At 75.7% G+C, this 18,334-nt stretch carries 8 protein-coding genes; 7 read left to right on the top strand and 1 reads right to left on the bottom strand.

All coding sequences use genetic code 11. The annotated features are described in order from the left end of the window. Positions 1-109 precede the first annotated feature (109 nt). Genes ABD223_RS29095 through ABD223_RS29075 form a run of 5 tightly spaced genes read left to right on the top strand, consistent with a single transcriptional unit; the run spans position 110 to position 10,421 of the window. Complete coding sequence (locus ABD223_RS29095) at positions 110-3,907, top strand: beta-ketoacyl synthase N-terminal-like domain-containing protein (RefSeq protein ID WP_344039778.1); 3,798 nt, start codon at positions 110-112, stop codon at positions 3,905-3,907. Between the two features lie 17 nt (positions 3,908-3,924). After that, complete coding sequence (locus ABD223_RS29090; protein ID WP_344039777.1) at positions 3,925-7,665, top strand: hypothetical protein; 3,741 nt, start codon at positions 3,925-3,927, stop codon at positions 7,663-7,665. 13 nt (positions 7,666-7,678) lie between these two features. Continuing rightward, positions 7,679-8,287 (top strand): DUF6230 family protein, encoded by a 609-nt coding sequence (locus tag ABD223_RS29085; RefSeq protein ID WP_344039776.1) that lies wholly within the window; start codon positions 7,679-7,681, stop codon positions 8,285-8,287. 5 nt (positions 8,288-8,292) lie between these two features. Beyond that, positions 8,293-9,162 carry a DUF6114 domain-containing protein gene (locus ABD223_RS29080; RefSeq protein ID WP_344039775.1) on the top strand — a complete coding sequence of 290 codons (870 nt, stop codon included), beginning with the start codon at positions 8,293-8,295 and terminating at the stop codon, positions 9,160-9,162. Further along, positions 9,159-10,421, top strand: coding sequence for a helix-turn-helix domain-containing protein (locus ABD223_RS29075; protein ID WP_344039774.1), 1,263 nt, complete (start codon positions 9,159-9,161; stop codon positions 10,419-10,421). Before ABD223_RS29080 ends, ABD223_RS29075 begins: the two co-directional genes overlap by 4 nt. A gap of 15 nt (positions 10,422-10,436) precedes the next feature. Here the strand turns inward: ABD223_RS29075 and ABD223_RS29070 are convergent, their stop codons facing one another. Beyond that, a complete protein-coding gene (locus tag ABD223_RS29070; RefSeq protein WP_344039773.1) occupies positions 10,437-11,180 on the bottom strand; it encodes an AfsR/SARP family transcriptional regulator in 744 nt (247 codons plus the stop codon). 320 nt (positions 11,181-11,500) lie between these two features. Here ABD223_RS29070 and ABD223_RS29065 point away from each other — a divergent pair, with 320 nt between their 5' ends. After that, positions 11,501-13,141 (top strand): PfaD family polyunsaturated fatty acid/polyketide biosynthesis protein, encoded by a 1,641-nt coding sequence (locus ABD223_RS29065; RefSeq protein ID WP_344039772.1) that lies wholly within the window; start codon positions 11,501-11,503, stop codon positions 13,139-13,141. 23 nt (positions 13,142-13,164) lie between these two features. Then, on the top strand, positions 13,165-18,225 hold the full coding sequence (locus ABD223_RS29060; protein WP_344039771.1) for an SDR family oxidoreductase: 5,061 nt from the start codon (positions 13,165-13,167) through the stop codon (positions 18,223-18,225). Positions 18,226-18,334: the final 109 nt, after the last annotated feature.

The following is an 18,334-nucleotide window of genomic DNA, read 5'->3' as shown; positions in this document are numbered from 1 at the left end:
GGACTACACCAACGGCCCACAGCCCTGGCTTGGTCGTTGCGGTAACCTGCGATCCGTCGACACGGAAAGCAGTTGCCCGCCTCTGGCGCGACGGATCTCCGACCTGGGAATGTGGCACGTGTCCGCACGCCCTCAGGAGAACTCACGCGTTCGTTCGCGGGCGTCCGCCGCAGTGATTCCCCCGACCTCCGAGCAGACAACGGGACGGCATGTCAGCTCAGGTGTCAGCCCGACGTGCCACGGTCTATCGGAACAGCTTCCACCACTACCGATGGGAATGGTCGTGGCCGTTGAACCCGTTGCCGTTGTCGGGCGTGGTTGTGTGCTCCCCGGCGCGCTCACGCCGGAAGTCCTGTGGCGCAACATCCGCGATGGGGTGTCGAGCCTGTCCCCGGCGACGCCCGAGGACTGGGTCGTCCCGCCGAGGCGACCACCGCTCGGGGCGGTGGGTGGCTTCGTCCGCGGCTTCGACGCCGTGTTCGACCCCGCCGGCTTCCGGGTGGACCCCGGATCCCTCGACGGGCTGGACCCGCTGTTCCGGTGGGTGCTGCACGCGGGCCGCGAGGCGTTGCGGGAGTGCGGCGGGGCGGAGCGCTTCCTCCCCAGGGCCGGGCTGGTGCTGGGCAACCTCTCCCTGCCGCCACCGGAGGCGGTGCGGTGGGTGATGCGGGTGTGGTCGGGGAAGGGGGTCGGCGGGCGGGCGGTCGATCCGCGCAACCGGTTCTTCTCCGGGCTGCCCGCGCACGTCGCGGCCGAGGCGCTCGGGCTGGGCCTGGGCGGCTTCGCGCTGGACGCGGCCTGCGCGTCGTCGCTGTACGCGGTCAAGCTGGCGTGCGACCGGCTGGCGGACCGCTCGGCCGACCTGGTGCTGGCCGGTGGGGCCAACCACGCCGACCCGCTGTTCCTGCACCGCGGTTTCGGCGAGTTGTCGGCGTTGAGCCCCACCGGGCGCAGCAGGCCCTTCCAGCGCGGCGCGGACGGCCTGGTGCCCGCCGGGGGCGCCGGGGTGGTGGCGCTGATGCGGCTGGCCGACGCCCGGTCGGCCGGGATCGCCGTCCTCGCCGTCATCCGGGGCGTGGGTCTGGCCAACGACGGCGCCGCGGGCGGTCTGCTGGGGCCCTCCGCCCTCGGGCAGGAGCGGGCGGTGCGGCGTGCGTACGAAGCGGCGGGCGTGGACCCGGCGACGGTGTCGCTGCTGGAGTGCCACGCGACCGGCACACCCGTGGGCGACGTCGTCGAGGTGCGCTGGGCGGCACGGGTGTTCGCCGGGTGCGCGGACCTGCCGATCGGCTCGGTCAAGTCCAACCTCGGGCACGGCCTGGCCGCCGCGGGGATGGCGGGCCTGCTGAAGGTGATCGGCGCGCAGCGCGCGGGCGTCCGGCCGGCCACCCTGCACGTGGAAGAGCCCGTGGCGGAGTTGCGGGGCACCGTCCTGCGCCCGGTGCGGGAAGCCGAGGAGTGGCCGGGGTCGCGGCGTGCCGCGGTCAGCGGCTTCGGTTTCGGCGGCGCCAACGCCCACCTGGTCGTCGACCCGGGTGACGACGTGGTGGGCCACCTCGTGGTCGCACCGCCGCCCGTGCGGGACCCCGGCGACTCCCCTGAGGTGGCGGTCGTCTCGTTGGCGGTGCGGATCGGCGCCGACGGCGATACCGAGGCGTTCCGCAGGCTGCTGGTGGAGGGCGCCGGTGCGCGGTCGGGCGAGCCCCGGGAACGGGTCGACCTCGACCCGCGCGGACTGCGGTTCCCACCCGTGGACCTGAGGGCGGCCCTCGGCCAGCACGTGCTGCTGCTCGACGCGGCGGTGGAGGCCGCGGGGGGATGTGAACTCCCGCGCGAGCGGACCGCCGTGGTCGTGGGCATGGGCGGTGACGCGGAAGTGGCCCGCCACTCGGTGGCCTGGCGCCTCGCCGACGACCGGGAGGAGGTCGAGGTCTCGGGCCCCCTGACCGCGGCCAGGGTGACGGGCACCATGCCGAACCTGGTCGCCAACCGCGTCAACGTGCAACTCGACCTGGGCGGACCCGGTCTGACGGTCTCGGCCGAGGAGGGCTCGGGGCTGGTTGCCCTGGAGGTCGCGGCACGAGCCCTGCGCGCGGGGGAGTGCGATGCCGCGCTCGTCGGCGCGGTCGACCTGTCCCACGAGACGGCGCACCTGACCGCGGTGGCCGCGCTCGGCGACCCCGGACCGCCCGCCGACGCGGCGGTGGCGCTGGTGCTCAAGCGAGTGGCGGATGCCCGTCGGGACAGGGACGAGGTCCTGGCCGTGCTCGGCGGCGACGCCCCGGACCTGACCGTGGGCGACTTGGTGCGGCCGGGCACACCGCACGCGGACCCGGCCGCCCTGATCGGCAGACCCCACGCGGCGGTGGGGCTGCTGGCGGTGGCGACCGCGGTGACGGCGCTGCGGCACCGGGTGCTGCCCGGCGGCGGAGGTCCGGCGGCCCTGTGCCCGCGGCTGCGCGTCGCCGAGATCGGTGTGCGGGTGCTCGGCGCGCCGCCGCTGCGGGTCCGGTTGACGGCCGGCCCGGTCGGCCGGTGGTCGGCGGCGGGGGCGCCGCGCCTGCTGGTGTTCTCCGGACGCGACCGCGGCGAGGTCCTGGCCGCCGCCCGCGGTGGCGCCCGTTCGGCGGCCGGCCCGGCCCGGCTCGCCGTGGTGGTGCGCGGCGACGACCGGGAGGCCGTCCTGCGCCGCGCGTGCGACTGGCTCGACGGACGGGGGGTGCGGCCGGCGGGAGCGGCTTACCGGGACCGGCCGGTGGGCGGCGGGACCGCCTTCGTCTACACCAACGGCGCCGCCGCGTACCCCGGCATGGGGCGTGAACTGGTGTTGGCCCTGCCGGAGCTCGTGGAGGGCGTTGGGCAGCGGTGCGGCACGGGCCTCACGCCGCTGGTCCGCGGCGGGCGGGCGAGCGCCGTGGACCGGCTCGTGGCGGCGTCCTGGCTGGCGCTGCTGCACACCGAGCTGAGCACCCGCCTGCTGGGGCTGCGCCCCGCCGCGGCCCTGGGCTACTCCTCCGGTGAGAGCACGGCCCTGATGGCGTTGCGGGCGTGGCCCGACGTCGAAGGGCTGCTCCGCGAGTTGCGGACCGATCCGCTGTTCGCCGAGGACGTGGCGGGCGAGCACCGGGCGGTGCGCGCGCACTGGGCCCGGCACGGGCACGCGGGCGGGCGGTGGACCAGCCACCTGGTCCACGCGCCGGTCGACCTGGTCCGCGCGGCGGTGGCAGAGGAGCCGTGGGTGCACCTGATGACGGTGAACGCGCCCGACGTGTGCGTGGTGGGCGGTGAGGAGCAGGCGTGCCGGGCCTGGCTGGCGGGGTTCGGCGCGGCCTCGGTCATCCCGGTCGACTACGACGTGGCCGCGCACGCCCCCGAGTTGGCCGAGGTCCGGCGGCGGTGGTGGGCGTTCCACCACCGCCGCACCGACCCGGTCGACGGGGTGCGGTTCTACAGCTGTGCCACGGGGGAGGAGTACGTGCCGACCGCGGAAGGGATCGCCGAGGTGCTCACGTGGTCGGCGACGAGCACGGTGGACTTCGCCGCGACGGTGGAACGCGCCTACGCCGACGGGGTCCGCGTGTTCGTCGAACACGGTCCGCGCGGGTGGTGCACCGGGTGGATCGGGCGGACCCTGGGCGAACGCGACCACGTGGCGGTCTGCCTCGACGCCGCGGAGGGCTCCGGCCTGGACCGGCTGTGCTCCTCGGTGGCCGACCTCGTCGCGGCGGGTGTCGCGGTGGACGCCGAGGCGTTGTTCGCCGCGCTGGGCCGCGCCGCACCCGCGCCCCGGCGGTCGACCGCGGTGGTCTCGCTGCCCGCGCACCCGCACCGGGTCGGCGCAGGGTCGACGCGCGGGCGCCCGGCGCGACCACCGCTCGCCGCCCCGAGCCGGACGGCACAGCGGTGAACGGGGAGGTGGACGGCGTGGTGAACGGCGTTCCGGCGACGCCGGAGCCGCACCGCGGAACCGTGGTCGCCGCGCATCGGCTGCTGGTCGACCGGGCGAGCGAGGCGCACCGGGCGTTCCTGCGCGGCCGGGAGCAGGCGCACCGGCTGCTGCGCGCGGCAGCGCTCGGCACGTCGTGCGGACCCGCCCCCGCACCGCGGCCGGGGGCCGTGTTCGTCCGCGGCCAACTGGAACACCTGGCCACGGGCCGGCTCTCCGAGGTCCTCGGACCGGAGTTCGCCGCCTGCGACGGGATGCTGCGGCCGACCAGGCTGCCCGCGCCGCCCCTGCTGCTGGTCGACCGGGTCACCGCCCTCGACGCGCCGCGGGCGGAGCTGGGCACGGGCTCGATCCGCACCGAGACCGACGTGCGGGTCGACAGCGACTACCTGGACCCGGCAGGCCGGGTCCAGGCCGGTTCCCTGACCGAAGCGGCCCAGGCCGACCTGCTGCTGTTCAGCTGGATGGGCATCGACCTCCTCGTGGGCGACGGGCGGGTCTACCGGCTGCTCGGCTGCGAGCTGACCTTCCACGGCGAGCTGCCCGTCCCCGGCGACACCCTCCGTTACGACATCCACGTCGACGGGCACGCCGAGCACCGGGGTGTGCGGCTGGCCTCCTTCCACTACGACTGCCACGTCGGGCCGGAACTGCGGCTGTCCATGCGCGACGGGCGGGCCGGGTTCTTCACCGACGCCGAGCTCGCGACGGCCGGGGGCATCCGGTGGGACCCCGCCGCCGACCAGCCCGAGCAGGCCCCGGTCGATCCCGCCGCGATCTCGGGTGCGCCGCGGTCCTACGACCGGGCCGCGGTGCGCGCGTTCGCCGCCGGGGACCCCGCCGCCTGCTTCGGCCCCGCGTGGCGCGCCTGCCGCAGCCACGTGCGCACGCCCCGCCTGCCCGCCGGGCGGATGCTGCTGCTGCACGAGGTGGAGGAGTTCGCCCCCGCCGGGGGCCCGTGGGGCCGGGGCTACCTGCGCGCCCGCACCGCGATCGGCGAGGACGACTGGTACTTCGCCGCGCACTTCCTCAACGACCCCTGCATGCCCGGCACCATGATGCTGGAGGGCGGCCTCCAGGCCATGGCCTTCCACCTGGCCGCGCTCGGGCACACCGCGGACCGGGACGGCTGGCGGTTCGCACCCGAACCCGGCAGGCCGGTGACCATGCGGTGCCGCGGCCAGGTGACCCCCCGATCGCGTGAGCTGGTGCACGAGGTGTTCGTCGTGTCGGTGGTGGCGGGACCGCTGCCGACGCTGGTGGCCGACGTGCTGTGCTCGGTGGACGGCGTCCCGGCCTTCCACCTGAGCCGGGTGGCGCTGCGGCTGGTCCCGGACTGGCCCCTGGAGCACTGGAGTTCGCTGGGACCGGTCCGGGAGCAGGCCACCGGCGAGCCCGTGCCGCACGCCGAGCTCGGTGGTCTGCTCGGACACCCCGAGGACCCCCGGGCGGTCGTGCTCGACGGCGTCGCGATGGACCGCCGGGCGCTGCTGGCGTCGGCGTGGGGGCGCCCCTCGACGGCGTTCGGGCCGCGCTTCGCGGAGTTCGACGGCGCCCGTCGCTGCCCCCGGCTGCCCGGCCCGCCCTACCTGTTCCTGAGCCGGGTGGTCGAGGTGGACGGCCCCTTCCCCGGCACCCGCGTGGGCAGCCGGGCGACCGTGGAGTACGACGTGCCGGACCGCGCGTGGTACTTCGAGCAGAACACGGGGCCGGTCATGCCGTTCGCCGTGCTGGCCGAGGTGGCGCTGCAACCGTGCGGTTGGCTGGGCAACCACGTCGGCAGCGCCCTGGGGCGGGGCGGCGAACTGCTGTTCCGCAACCTCGACGGCGACGGCGTGGTGCTCGGCCGGGTCGGGCCGCGGGTCCGGGTGCTGCGAACCGAGGTGGAGCTGCTCAGCGACAGCGAGCACGAGGGCATGGTCATCCAGTCCTTCGCCGTGCGGTGCTCCGCCGACGGGGTTCCGGTGTTCGTCCTGCGCACCACCTGCGGGTTCTTCCCGCCCTCGGCGTTCGCCGACCAGGCGGGCCTGCCCGCCTCCGACGCCGACCGCGAGCGGCTGGCCGAGCCCGGTGGTCCCGCCGCGGCGGCGGACGCTCCGCGCCCGGCGGGCTGCCCCCCGCCTCCCGGCCCGATGCTGCGGGCGCTGGACCGGGTCACCGGGTACTGGCCCCGAGGCGGACCGGCCGGGCTGGGCAGGCTGCGGGCGGAGAGCGACGTCGACCCCGACCACTGGGTCTTCAAGTCCCACTTCTTCCAGGACCCGGTGCAGCCGGGCTCGCTGGGCATGGAGGCGGTGTGCCAACTGCTCCAGCACTACCTGGTGGCGTCCGGCCGCCTGGCGGGGCTGCCCGGGGCCCGGTTCGAGCCGATCCTCACCGGCCGGCCCGTCACCTGGAAGTACCGGGGCCAGGTGGCGCCGGGAAATCGCCTGGTCACCGTGGAACTGGACATCACCGAGGCGGGCGAGGACGACTTCGGCGCCTACGCCGTCGGCGAGGCGTGGCTGTGGGTGGACGGCAAACGGGTCTACCACCTGCCGCGGATCGGGACGCGCGCGCTGCCCGGACCGGTGGCCGAGGAGGTGTTCGACCCCGGTGTCGAGCGCTGGACCGCCGACCACCGCCCGACGTGGACCGCGCCGGTGCTGCCGTTCATGTCGGTGGTGGACCTGCTCGCCCGCGCCGCCGCGCGCCACACCGGCGCGCCGGTGCGACGCGTGCGCGACGTGCACCTGCGCCGCTGGCTGGTCGTCGACGAGCCGTTGCGGGTGCGGACCGAGGTGACCTCCCTGGAGGGAGGGTGCGCGGTCGCCCTCTCCGCGGGCCCCGCCGGCGGTTCCCCGCCACCGGGTCCGGCGGCCACGGGCCTGGTCGAGGTCGGCGGCGCGGTCGGGGAACGGCCGCCGCCGTTCCCACCGCTGCCCGACGCCCACCCCGAACCCGACCTCTACGAGTCGGGGGACCTGTTCCACGGCCCGGCGTTCCACTACCTGGTCGAGTCCCGCGCCGGCGCCGCGGGCGCGTCGGGCACGCTGGACGCCGGCGCGGGCGGGGTGCCGCGCGGCTCGCTGCACCAAGGGCTGCTCGACGGTGCGCTGCACGTCGTGCCGCACCAGTCGCTGTGGCGGTGGTCGCCGCTGATCGGCCGCGACCGGATCTCCGTGCCGCACCGCCTGGTGGAGCTGCGGGTGTTCGAACCGCTGCCGGACACGGGAGCGGTCGGGGTGGAGGCGCGCTTCGCCGGGTTCCACGACGACAACCACCTGCTGCCGGTGGTGGACGTCCAGCTGGTCGTGGAGGACCGGGTGGCGCTGGACCTGCGGATGGTCCTGGTGCTGCTCCCCCTGGGACGGTTGGGCGCGCTGACCCCCGCCGAGCGCCGCGCTTTCGTCGGGTACCGGAGCCTGGTGGGGGCGGGCCTGTCCGCCACCGCGGACGGGTGCACGACGCTGCGCGCGGCAGAGGTCGCCGCCGTGGACTGGCTGCCCGGCACGGTGGCCGCGATGTACGGCCTGCCGGAGTCGGCGGACCTCGCCGACCGGCCGGCCGAGATCGCGGTCAAGGAGCACGTCGGGCGGCTGGCGGGCGTGCACCCGGCCGATGTGGTCGTCGACGCCGACCTGCGCGCCGCACACCCGCTGGACCGAACCCGGCAGCGCTACGAGGTCCAGGTCGAACGGCACGCCGGGACCGTCTCGGTGCGCACGGTGAACCAGTGAGAGGAGCGGTGCCATGTCGAGGGGCCGAGGAGGAGGGCGGACCAGCTGGGTCCGGTTCGCCGCGGTGTTCGTGGCGGGATCCCTGGCCGCCGCCGCGGTGTTGACCGGCGTGGCCCGGGGAGCGTTGGCGGCGTCGTTCACGGTGGCGGGGACCAGCTTCAAGACCACCGCGGACAAGTTGGAGGGGGAGGGGTTCGTCCAGTTCGGCGGGGTGGTCCAGGGCTCGGGCGACGCGCACCCGGTGGCGGTGAGCGGTTTCCGCAGCGCGGTGCTGGACAACTTCTGCCAATCGGTGCTGCTGCGCTCGATGCCCGTGGTCGGCGACATCACCCTGCGCCTGACCTCCCCGGGGCCCGGTGGGATGGCCGCCACGAACATGATCATCGACGTGGCCGAGCTGAGCGGGGACCTGACCCTGGTCAACGCCGAGATCGGCATCGACGCGGCCGCGGCGGGCAAGGGACCGGACGAGCTCCGGGGCCCGCCCGGCGCGTACGCCCAGCAGGCCGACCGGGCCACCGCCGTGGGCCTGCGCCAGACCGCCTGGAGCACCACCGCGCACACGCTGCGGTTGAAGAACCTCCACCTGGCACTGCGTTCGGGCGCGGCCGAATGCTACTGAGCCGCGTGGTGGTCCCGATCCGTCGCGGCCGGGTGCGGCTGCGGCGCTGGCGTCGCGGCCGGCCGTTCGGCGCGGGGTTGTTCCTGCTGGCGGGCGCGGTGCCGGTCATGGCGCCCCCGTACGCGACCTTCCGGCTGGGTGACGCCCTGATCTCGGTGCAGACCGTCGGCGGGGTCTCGGCGTTGCTGGTGGGGGCGCTGCTGCTGGTGTGCGGGCTCTCGCTGTGGGTGCGGCCCGGGTACCGGGTCGCCGCGGGCGTCACCGCGGTCCTGCTGTCGTTGGTGGCGCTGGTGACTAGCAACCTCGGCGGCTTCCTCGTGGGCTCGCTGTGCGGGCTGGTCGGCGGGGCGCTGGCGGTGTCCTGGACCGACCGCCCCCACGAGCGCCGGCACTGGTGGTCGTGGGCGCTGGTCCTGGTGGCCGTGCTGGTGGTGCACCCCGCCGAGGCGGCACCGCGGGTGCCCCCGTCGGGTGAGCCGTGGACGCTCACGGCCGAGGAGGTCGGCTTGGACGGGCTGGCCTACGCCGGGGTCGTCGAGACCTCCGTGGCGGGCCGGGTGACCAGGGCGCTCCGGTTCACCGCGCACTCGGCGCGGGTCACCGGCATGGTGCAGGTCGTCCCGACCACCGGCGGTCGGTCGGTGGTGCTGCGGGCCACGGCGGCGCGGTTCGGTGGCGGAGTCGAACTGCTGGTCCTGCGGGTGACCGCGACGGTGAGCCTGCTCGGGCTGGTCGGCCTGCCCGTGGACTTCACGCCGGAGCGCCCTCCGCCGCTGGTCCTGCCGTCGATCGTCCTCACCGACGTGCGCACGGTCAACGCGCCGGCCCGCGGTGCGGCGCTGACCGTGGCGGGGGCCGTACTGGAGGTCCGTTGACCCGTGAAGTCCGCCTCACGCACGGCGCCACCGCTCCGATCGGGCACCCCGAGGCGTCCGTGACCGGGATCGACCCGTCCATCGGCAGACGGCTCGAAGCCCACCGCAAGCGGCGGGGGTTGTCCCGGCGGACGCTGGCCGAGCTCGTCGGCCGGAGCCAGGAGTGGTTGCGGCAGGTGGAGAAGGGGTTGCGCCCCCTGGACAGCATCGAGGTCCTGACCCGGATCGCGGAAGTGCTGCGCATCGGCGACTGGTCGGAGCTGCTGACCGCCCGCGCCACGCCGGCGCGCAGGCACGACGCCTCGGCGCAGCCGCTGGTGGAGCGACTGCGCCGGGCGTTGTGCGGTCAGCCGCCGTTGGCCCCGCCGGAGGGCTGCGCGGAACCGGCCCGCGGGATCGGCGAGTTGTGGTCGTGCTGGCGCGCGCCGGGGCGCCGCTTCGAGGTGGTGGCCCACCACGCCGCCGTCGCCCTGTGGCGGACGGGCCGAGGCGGGCCGGCGACGGACGCGGACCGCCACGACCGCGTGCGGGCCCTGCTGCTGTTGCACCTGGTGCTGTCCCGCCTGGGCGAGCGCGACCTGGCTTACCTGGCGGTGCACCAGGCGGAACAGCACTGCGACGCGGGTGCGGCTCCGGTGCTGCACGCCTGCTGCCAGCAGGCCCGAGCCCGCGAGCTGCACCGGGCCGGTTACCCGGGCGGAGCCCGCGATGTCGTGGAAGCGGCACTGGACCGGCTCACCGGGCACGCCACCGCGGGTCCGGAGCGGACCGGCGCGACGATCGGGTTGTGCCTGTGCGCCGCCGAGGTCGAAGCGGACCTGGGCAACGAGCGCGCGGCCGAGGAACTGCTGGTCAGGGCGGAGGCACTGCTGGTCAGGATGGGCGGATCGCACCCGTTCGGGACCGACCTGGACCTGTTGTCACCCGGACCGGGCGCGGTCGGTGTGGTGCGCGTGCGCAGCGCGCTCGCCCTGGGCAAGATCGAGCTGGCACTGCACCTGGCCCAGGAGCACAAGCCGGGGAACAACCACCCGGTGGACGAGCGCGTCAACCACGACATCGCCATGGCCCGCGTCCACGCGGGCCGGTACGACGACGTGACGGCCCTGCTGACGCTCCTGCGGGTGGAACGGGTGAGCCCGGACGACCTGCGCTACGACGTGACGGCCCGCGACGTGGTCGAAACCCTGTGGCACACGACCGTTCCCCCGGTGCGCGCCGAACTGGCCCACCTCGTGGAACGGTTGCACGGGACCTGAGACCGGACGCGGCCGTCAGGCCGGGTCGCGTCGGGCGACCAGCCTGTTCAGCGGTCGGTCCTGCCACAACCTGGGGTCGTGGCGCAGGATCGCGGCCACGCAGTCGTCGAGCACGCGGGAGGGTTCCACGCCCAGTTCGCCGATGACCAGCGCCCGCGCCAACCGGTGGGCCTCCAACGCCTCGGCCAGCCGACCGGCGCGGTACAGGGCGACCATGAGCTGCGCGTGGAAGCGCTCGCGGAACGGCGAGGCCAGCAGCAGGCGCCGGATGTCGGCGACGACCCCGTCCGCCGCGCCGGTGGCCAGCGCCGCGTCGAACGCGGTTTCCCACAGCTCCCACCGGGTCTCCTGGAGCCCGATGCGGGCGGCCTGGCCCTCCAAGCCGACGTCCAGCCCGGTGAACGGCTCGTCGCGCCACAGCGCGAGCGCCCGGTGCGCCAGCCCCAGCGCCCGCGCCGGATCGGCGGCGACCGCCCTCCCCGCCCGCACGGCCAGGTCCTCGAACTCGCCGATGTCCACCTCGGCACCGCCGTCGGCCACGACGCGGTAGCCCAGGTGCAGGGGCTCGACCCGCAACCGCGAGCCGCACCACCGCCTCAGGTCGCGCCGCAACCTGCTCACGTGGGCCTGCAACGCGCCGACCGTGTTGTCGGGGCGCTCCCGCGGCCACAGCTCCTGGGCCAGCCGGTCCTTGGACACCACCGATCCCAGGTTCACCACCAGCGCGACCAGGAGCCGGGTTCGGATGGACGAGTGCACCGCGACTTCACGCTCTCCGCTCCGGATCAACACCGGTCCCAGGCACAACACCCGCATCCGATCGTCCTCTCTGTCGTGGGATGCCCCCATCGTGGCCCCGCGGCGCGGAAATGACACCAACCACGTTGGTGTGACGACGTCCGCCGGAGTTGCGGCGCCCGTGCCACCGCGGTTGCACCCCGGGGCCCGACGTGACCCTGTCAGCACAGGTGTCAGGTCGCTTTCCTAGCGTTCGGAGCAGGCACAGCGCCCATCGGCGGTCCGGCCGTCGCGTCCGTCGTGGACGTGGCGCGTCGTGGAGCCGGGAGAGCGGGGACGAGATGGCGGTTCGACTCCCACGACCGGTGGTGCCGGGTGACGCGCCCCCGCCCACCGGGCGCGTCGTGGGCCACTGGGTCCCGACCGGCAGGCCCGCCGCTTTCGACGCCGCCGGGATCACCGAGCTGGCCCGGTGCGCGAGGGACGCGTTGTTCGTGCTCGACGGCGGCGCGGCGCGCGGTCGTGGACTGGGTGTCGACGGGCGGTGGGCGGAACCCGGCGAAGGCGGCGTCCCGGTCCTGGGCGTGCTGCCGCCGCTGGACCCGGAAGGCCTGGGCGACCGGGACTTCAACGCCGCGCACGGCACGCGGCTGGCCTACGTCGCCGGGGAGATGGCCAACGGCATCGCCACTACCGACCTGGTGGTGGCCATGGCCAGGGCGGACATGCTGGGGGTGTTCGGCGCCGCCGGGTTGCCCACGAGCGTCGTGGCCGCGGCCGTGGACGAGCTGGCCGCCCGGCTGCCGGACCGGCGCAACTGGGCGGTGAACCTCATCCACTCGCCCGCCGAGCCGCGCGCCGAGGAGGACACCGCCCGGCTCCTGGTCGAACGCGGCGTGCCCTGCGTGTCGGCCTCGGCCTACCTGTCGTTGACCCCGGCGGTGGTGCGGTGCGCGGTGGCGGGCCTGCGGCGGGACCGGACCGGACGGGTGGTCCGGGCTCGGCGGGTGGTGGTGAAGCTGTCCCGCCCCGAGGTGGCGGCCCGGTTCCTCGCCCCGGCTCCGCCCGAGGTCCTGCGCGAGCTGGTGGAGCGGGGCCAGGTGACCGCGGCGGAAGCGGAGCTGGCCGCGCGCGTGCCCCTGGTCGACGACGTCACCGCCGAGGCCGACAGCGGCGGCCACACCGACAACCGGCCGCTGGCGGTGCTGTTGCCCGCCATCGCCGCCGTGCGCGACCGGATGGCCCGCGAGCACGGCTACCCGACGGCGGTGCGGGTCGGCGCCGCGGGTGGGCTGGGCACCCCGATCGCGGTGGCCGCCGCGTTCGCCGCGGGAGCGGCGTACGTGGTGACCGGTTCGGTCAACCAGTGCGCGGTGGAGGCCGGGCTGTCCGCGGCGGCCAAGGAGATGCTGGCGCAGGCCGACATCGCCGACGTGGCGATGGCCCCGGCGGCGGACATGTTCGAACTCGGGGTGACCGTGCAGGTGCTGCGCCGCGGCACGCTGTTCGCCGCCCGCGCGACCCGGCTGCACCAGGTGTACCGGGACCACGCCTCGCTGGAGGCGCTGCCGGAGGAGGTGCGGACCAAGCTGGAGCGGGACGTCTTCCGGGCCCCGGTGGCCGAGGTGTGGGCGTCGACGCGGGAGTTCTGGCGCGACCGCGACCCGGCGGAGCTGGAGCGCGCCGACCGCGAGCCGCGGCACCGGATGGCGCTGGTGTTCCGCTGGTACCTGGGGCAGGCGAGCCGGTGGGCGATCACCGGGGACCCCCTGCGCCGGGTGGACTACCAGATCTGGTGCGGCCCGGCGATGGGCGCGTTCAACCGGTGGGTCGGGGGAAGCCGGCTCGCCGACCCCGCGCACCGCTCGGCGCCGCTGATCGCCCAGGCCCTGATGGACGGCGCGGCCGCGTGCACCCGTGCCCACCAGCTGCGCGCGCACGGCGTCCCCGTCCCGCCGGACGTGGCGGCCCCGTCCGCGTGAACCACCACCACAGGGAGGTACGCATGACCGCAGCCGAGGCAGGCGGGCAGACGCCGATCGCCGTCGTCGGGCTGGGAGCGCTGCTGCCCGGCTCCACCGGCGTGGGCCGGTTCTGGCGCTCGCTGGTCGAGGGCCGCGACCACATCACCGACATCCCGCCGCACCGGTGGCGCCCGGAGGACCACTACGACCCCGACCCCGCCGCGCCGGACAAGACCTACGCCCGGCGCGGGGCCTTCCTGTCCGGCGTCGACTTCGACCCGCTGGCCTACGGCATTCCCCCGAACCAGCTGCCCGCCACCGACAGCGCGCAGCTGCTGGCCCTGATCGGCGTCGAACAGGCCTTGGGCGACCTGGCCGGCGAGTTGTCCCCCGCGGTCCGCGAGCGGACCAGCGTCGTGCTCGGCTCCGCGGCCCTGCCGCTGCTGCCCCGGATGAGCCACCGCCTGGAGCGCCCGGTGTGGCGCAAGGCGCTGCTGGAGCACGGGGTGGCGGAGGAGCTGGCCGACCAGGTGTGCGACCGCATCGCCGAGCACTACCCGCCTTGGGTGGAGGCCACCTTCCCGGGGCTGTTGGCCAACGTGGTGGCGGGCCGCATCGCCAACCGGTTCGACCTGCACGGGACCAACCACACCACCGACGCCGCCTGCGCCAGTTCGCTGTCGGCGGTGGCGACCGGGGTGGCCGAGCTGGCCCTGGGCCGGGCCGACCTGGTGCTCGCGGGAGGGGTGGACACCCAGAACGGCATCGACATGTTCGTCTGCTTCAGCAAGACACCGGCCCTGTCGCCCTCCGGCGACTGCCGGCCGTTCTCGGCGCGGGCCGACGGCACGATGCTGGGCGAGGGCGCGGTGCTGCTCGCGCTCAAGCGACTGGCCGACGCCGAACGCGACGACGACAAGGTCTACGCGGTGATCCGCGGTGTGGGCACGTCCTCGGACGGTGGCGGCACCGCCATCTACGCACCCGTGCCGGCGGGCCAGGTCCGCTCGCTGCGCCGCGCCTACGAGCAGGCCGGGTACGCGCCCACGACGGTCGGCCTGGTGGAGGCGCACGGCACCGGCACCGCGGCGGGCGACCGCGCCGAGTTCGCCGCGCTGCGGGAGGTCTTCGACGACCCCGGGCGCACCGAGCGGCAGTGGTGCGCGCTGGGCTCGGTGAAGTCCCAGATCGGCCACACCAAGTGCGCCGCCGGGGCGGCCGGCCTGCTGAAAGCGGTGCTGGCGCTGCACAACAAGGTGCTGCCGCCCACCATCAAGGTCGACCGGCCCCACCCCGACCTCGACCTGCCCACGAGCCCGTTCCACCTGAACACCGCGGCGCGACCGTGGATCCAGGCCGACGACGAGCCGCGGCGGGCATCGGTGTCCAGCTTCGGGTTCGGCGGCTCGAACTTCCACCTGACGCTGGAGGAGCACCTGCCGACGCGGGGCGTCGTGACACCGGTGCACCGCGCCGCCCCGAGCGAGCTGCTGCTGTTCAGCGCGGGGACCCCGGCGCAGCTGGCCGCGCGGCTGCGCGCGGTGGACGCGGACGTCCCGCCTCGGCCGGGGTGGGTGCGGGACAACCTCCGGGCCTTCGACCCGACGTGCGCCACGCGGCTGGCGGTGGTGCTCGGCGAGGGCGGCACGCGTGACCTGCGGGAGCTGGCCGCCCTGGTGGACCGGGCCCCCGGGGCCGCGTTCGACCTGCCCTCCGGGGCCCACTACCGGGTCGGCGAGCCGACACCGGGTCGGGTGGCGTTCCTGTTCCCCGGGCAGGGCTCGCAGTACGTGGGCATGGGCGCGGACCTGGCGGTGCACGACCCCGGCGCGCGGCGCGCGTGGGACCGGGCGGCCGGGCTGCGGTTGGCCGACCGGGCGCTGCACGGGGTGGTGTTCCCGCCACCGGCGTTCACCGACGAGGAACGGGAGCGGCAGCAGCGGCTCCTGACCGACACCGAGTGGGCGCAACCCGCGTTGGCCGTGCACAGCCTCGCGCTGCTCGACGTGCTGAGCCGGGTGGGGCCGGCCGCCGACGTCGTGGCCGGGCACAGCTTCGGCGAGTTGGTGGCCCTGCACCACGCCGGGGTGTTCGACGCCGCGGCGCTGATCCGCCTGGGTCGCCGCCGGGGCGAGCTGATGCGCGACGCGGCCGCCCGCACCGCCGGGGCGATGACCGCGGTCTCCGCCCCGGCCGAGGAGGTCGAGCGGCTGATCGCCGAGGAGGGGCTGGACGGCGGGCTGGCCGTGGCCAACCACAACGCGCCCCGGCAGGTGGCGGTCTCCGGGGATCCGGAGGCGGTCGCGCGGCTGGAGCGGCTGATGGCCGCGCGGGGCACCGCCACGCGCCGCTTGGCGGCGTCGGCGGCCTTCCACAGCCCGCTGCTCGCCGACGCCGTCGAGCCCTTGGCCGAGTTCGTCGCGGGGGTCAGGTGCGCGCCGCCGCGGCTGCCGGTCTACGGCAACGCCGACGGCCGGGCGCACCCGGCCGACCCCGACGAGATCCGCGGGCGGATCGCCGCGCACCTCACCGCCCCGGTGCGGTTCGTGGAGCAGGTCGAGTCGATGTACGCCGACGGGGTCCGCACGTTCGTGGAGGTGGGCGCCGGATCGGTGCTCACCGGGCTGGTCGGCCGGATCCTGGGCGATCGCGACCACCTCGCCGTGGCGCTCGACCAGCGCGGACGCCACGGGCTCACCGCCCTCCAGGACGGCCTGGGCAGGCTCGCCGCGCACGGCCTGCGCCTGGATCCGGCCGCGTTGTGCGAATTCCTCGCCGATCCGGTCGGCGAGCAGAAGAGGAAGTCGGTGATGACGGTGTCGATCGACGGCGGCAACCAGGGGACCCGCTACCCCGAGGCCGAGGGCAACGTGGTGCTGCCACCACCGCGGCCGCTGCCCGCGGCGAACCCGGCCCACGCGCCGGCGCCACCCACCCCGGGTGGTGATGCGTGGGTGGCCGTGGTGCGGGAAGCCCAACGGGAAACCGCGGAGGCGCACTCGCAGTACCTGCGCGCGCTGACCGACACCCACTTGGCGTTCCTGCGGGTGTCCGAGGGCTCCATGACCGCCCTGCCGGGCCCGGCGCAGCCGCCGCGGGAGTCCAACGGCCACTCGGCACGTGTGCCCTTCGCCGTTCCCGCTCCCGATCCCACCACCCCCAGGGGCGCCTTCGCACCCCCGGGGGTGGACCTGCCCGCGCCGGTCCAGGCCGCGCCGGACCTGCCCGCTCCCGTGCGGTCCGCGCCGGTCCAACCCGCTTCGCCACCGCCCACGCCGGACGCGCCGGGCGGATCGGTGGACGTGCTGCTGGCGGTGGTGGCGGAGCTGACCGGCTACCCCGTCGACGTCCTCGACCTCGACATGAACCTGGAGGGCGACCTCGGCATCGACTCCATCAAACGCGTCGAAATCCTCTCCGCGCTGCGCGAACGCCTCCCCGACCTGGTCCCCCCGGGCGCAGGCGGGCCGGCACAACCCCAGACCCTGCGCGAGATCGTGGACGCGGTCGGGAAGGACGCGCCCGACGTCACACCGGCGACCACACCGGCGGCCCTGCCCGGGCAGAGGTCGACCGGGCAGAGGTCGACCGGGCAGAGGTCGACCGGGCTGCGGGTTCGGCGGCTGGCCGTGCGCGTCCGTCCCGAACCGCGCCAGGGCGTGTCCGTGCCGGGACTGGCCGACGGGCCGATCGCGGTCACCGATGACGGCACGGGCGTCGCGGGCGAGGTGGTCGGGCTGCTGCGCGAGCACGGTATCGACGCCACCGCGGTCGACGTGGTGCCCGCGGACGCGCACGGCGTGGTGTTCCTGGGCGGGCTGCGCGCGGTCGAGGACCCGGGACAGGCCGACGCGGTGCTGTACGAGGCGTTCCGCGCGGCCCACGCCGTGGCGCGGGCGTTCTCCGATCGCGGCGGCGTGTTCGTGACCGTCCAGGACACCGGCGGCGACTTCGCCCTGTCCGGCCGGTGCGGCTCGCGCGCCTGGGTGGCGGGTGTGGCAGCGCTGGCCAGGACGGCCGCGCAGGAGTGGCCCCTGGCGCGGGTGAAGGCGGTGGACTGCGAGCGCGGCGGGCGCTCGCCGCGCCACGTGGCCGAGGCCGTCGTGGACGAGCTGCTGCACGGCGGCGCGACCGCCGAGGTGGGGCTGGCCGCCGACGGCATCCGGGTCACACCGGTCACCACGCCCACCGAGGTGCGGGCCGGGGCGCACGACGCGACGCACGGGCGGATCGGCGCGGACTCCGTCCTGCTGGTCAGCGGCGGGGCGCGGGGCATCACCGCGCGGGCGTTGCGGGCGGTGGCCGAACGCCACCGGCCGCGGCTGGTGCTGCTGGGGCGCACCGCGCTGGAGGACGAACCCGACGGCTTGGCCGAGGCGGTCGACGAGGCGGCCCTGGTCCGCGCGCTCGCCGACCGGGGCGACGCGCCCCCGGCGGAGCTGGCCGGCGCGGCCCGCCGCATCCTGGCCGTGCGGGAAATCCGCGAGACCCTGACCGCCCTGGCCGAGGCGGGCGCCCAGGCCCGCTACCTCGCCGTGGACGTGCGGCGACCGGACGACCTCGGCCCGGCCCTCGCCGAGCTGCGCGCCCAGTGGGGGCCGATCACCGGCTTGGTGCACGCCGCGGGCGCGGTCGACGACCACCTCATCGAGGACAAGTCCGAGGAGCAGTTGGACCTGGTGCTGGGGACCAAGCTGTCCGGTCTGCGCACCCTGCTCGCCGCGACGGCCGAGGACCCGTTGTCGCTGCTCGTGCTCTTCTCCTCGGTGGCCGGCGTGTTCGGCAACGTGGGCCAGGGCGACTACGCGATGGCCAACGCCGTGCTGGACGCGGTCGCCTCGGTGGAACGGACCAGGCGACCCGACTGCCTGGTCCGGGCCCTGGCGTGGGGGCCGTGGCGGGGAGGCATGGTCACGCCGGCCCTGGTCCGGCACTTCGAACGGGCGGGGGTGGACCTGATCGAGCCGGACGCCGGCGCCGAGGCGCTGCTGGCCGAGTTCGACTCCGACGCCGACGACGACACCCGTGTGGTGCTGACCGCCGCCGAGGAGGTGGAAATCGACCGGGTGGAACTCGCCGTGACCGACAGCGCCGCCCGTTAGCACGTCGTCCGGCGACAGGGAAAAACGAAAAAAGCTTGTTCCCGCCCGTGCGGACAGCGGGCGGGAACAAGCGCGTGGTGTCGTGGCGGGGAATTGTTCGCGGGCTGAC

The organism is Saccharothrix xinjiangensis (assembly GCF_039527585.1).
Taxonomy (GTDB): domain Bacteria; phylum Actinomycetota; class Actinomycetes; order Mycobacteriales; family Pseudonocardiaceae; genus Actinosynnema; species Actinosynnema xinjiangensis.
This window is presented reverse-complemented; position numbering and strand designations above follow the sequence as displayed.

Bases quoted from the DNA above. Each gene is read 5' to 3' on its own strand.
- ABD223_RS29085 (WP_344039776.1), top strand. From the start codon at position 7,679: ATGTCGAGGGGCCGAGGAGGAGGGCGGACCAGCTGGGTCCGGTTCGCC.
- ABD223_RS29060 (WP_344039771.1), top strand. From the start codon at position 13,165: ATGACCGCAGCCGAGGCAGGCGGGCAGACGCCGATCGCCGTCGTCGGG.
- ABD223_RS29095 (WP_344039778.1), top strand. From the start codon at position 110: ATGTGGCACGTGTCCGCACGCCCTCAGGAGAACTCACGCGTTCGTTCG.
- ABD223_RS29065 (WP_344039772.1), top strand. From the start codon at position 11,501: ATGGCGGTTCGACTCCCACGACCGGTGGTGCCGGGTGACGCGCCCCCG.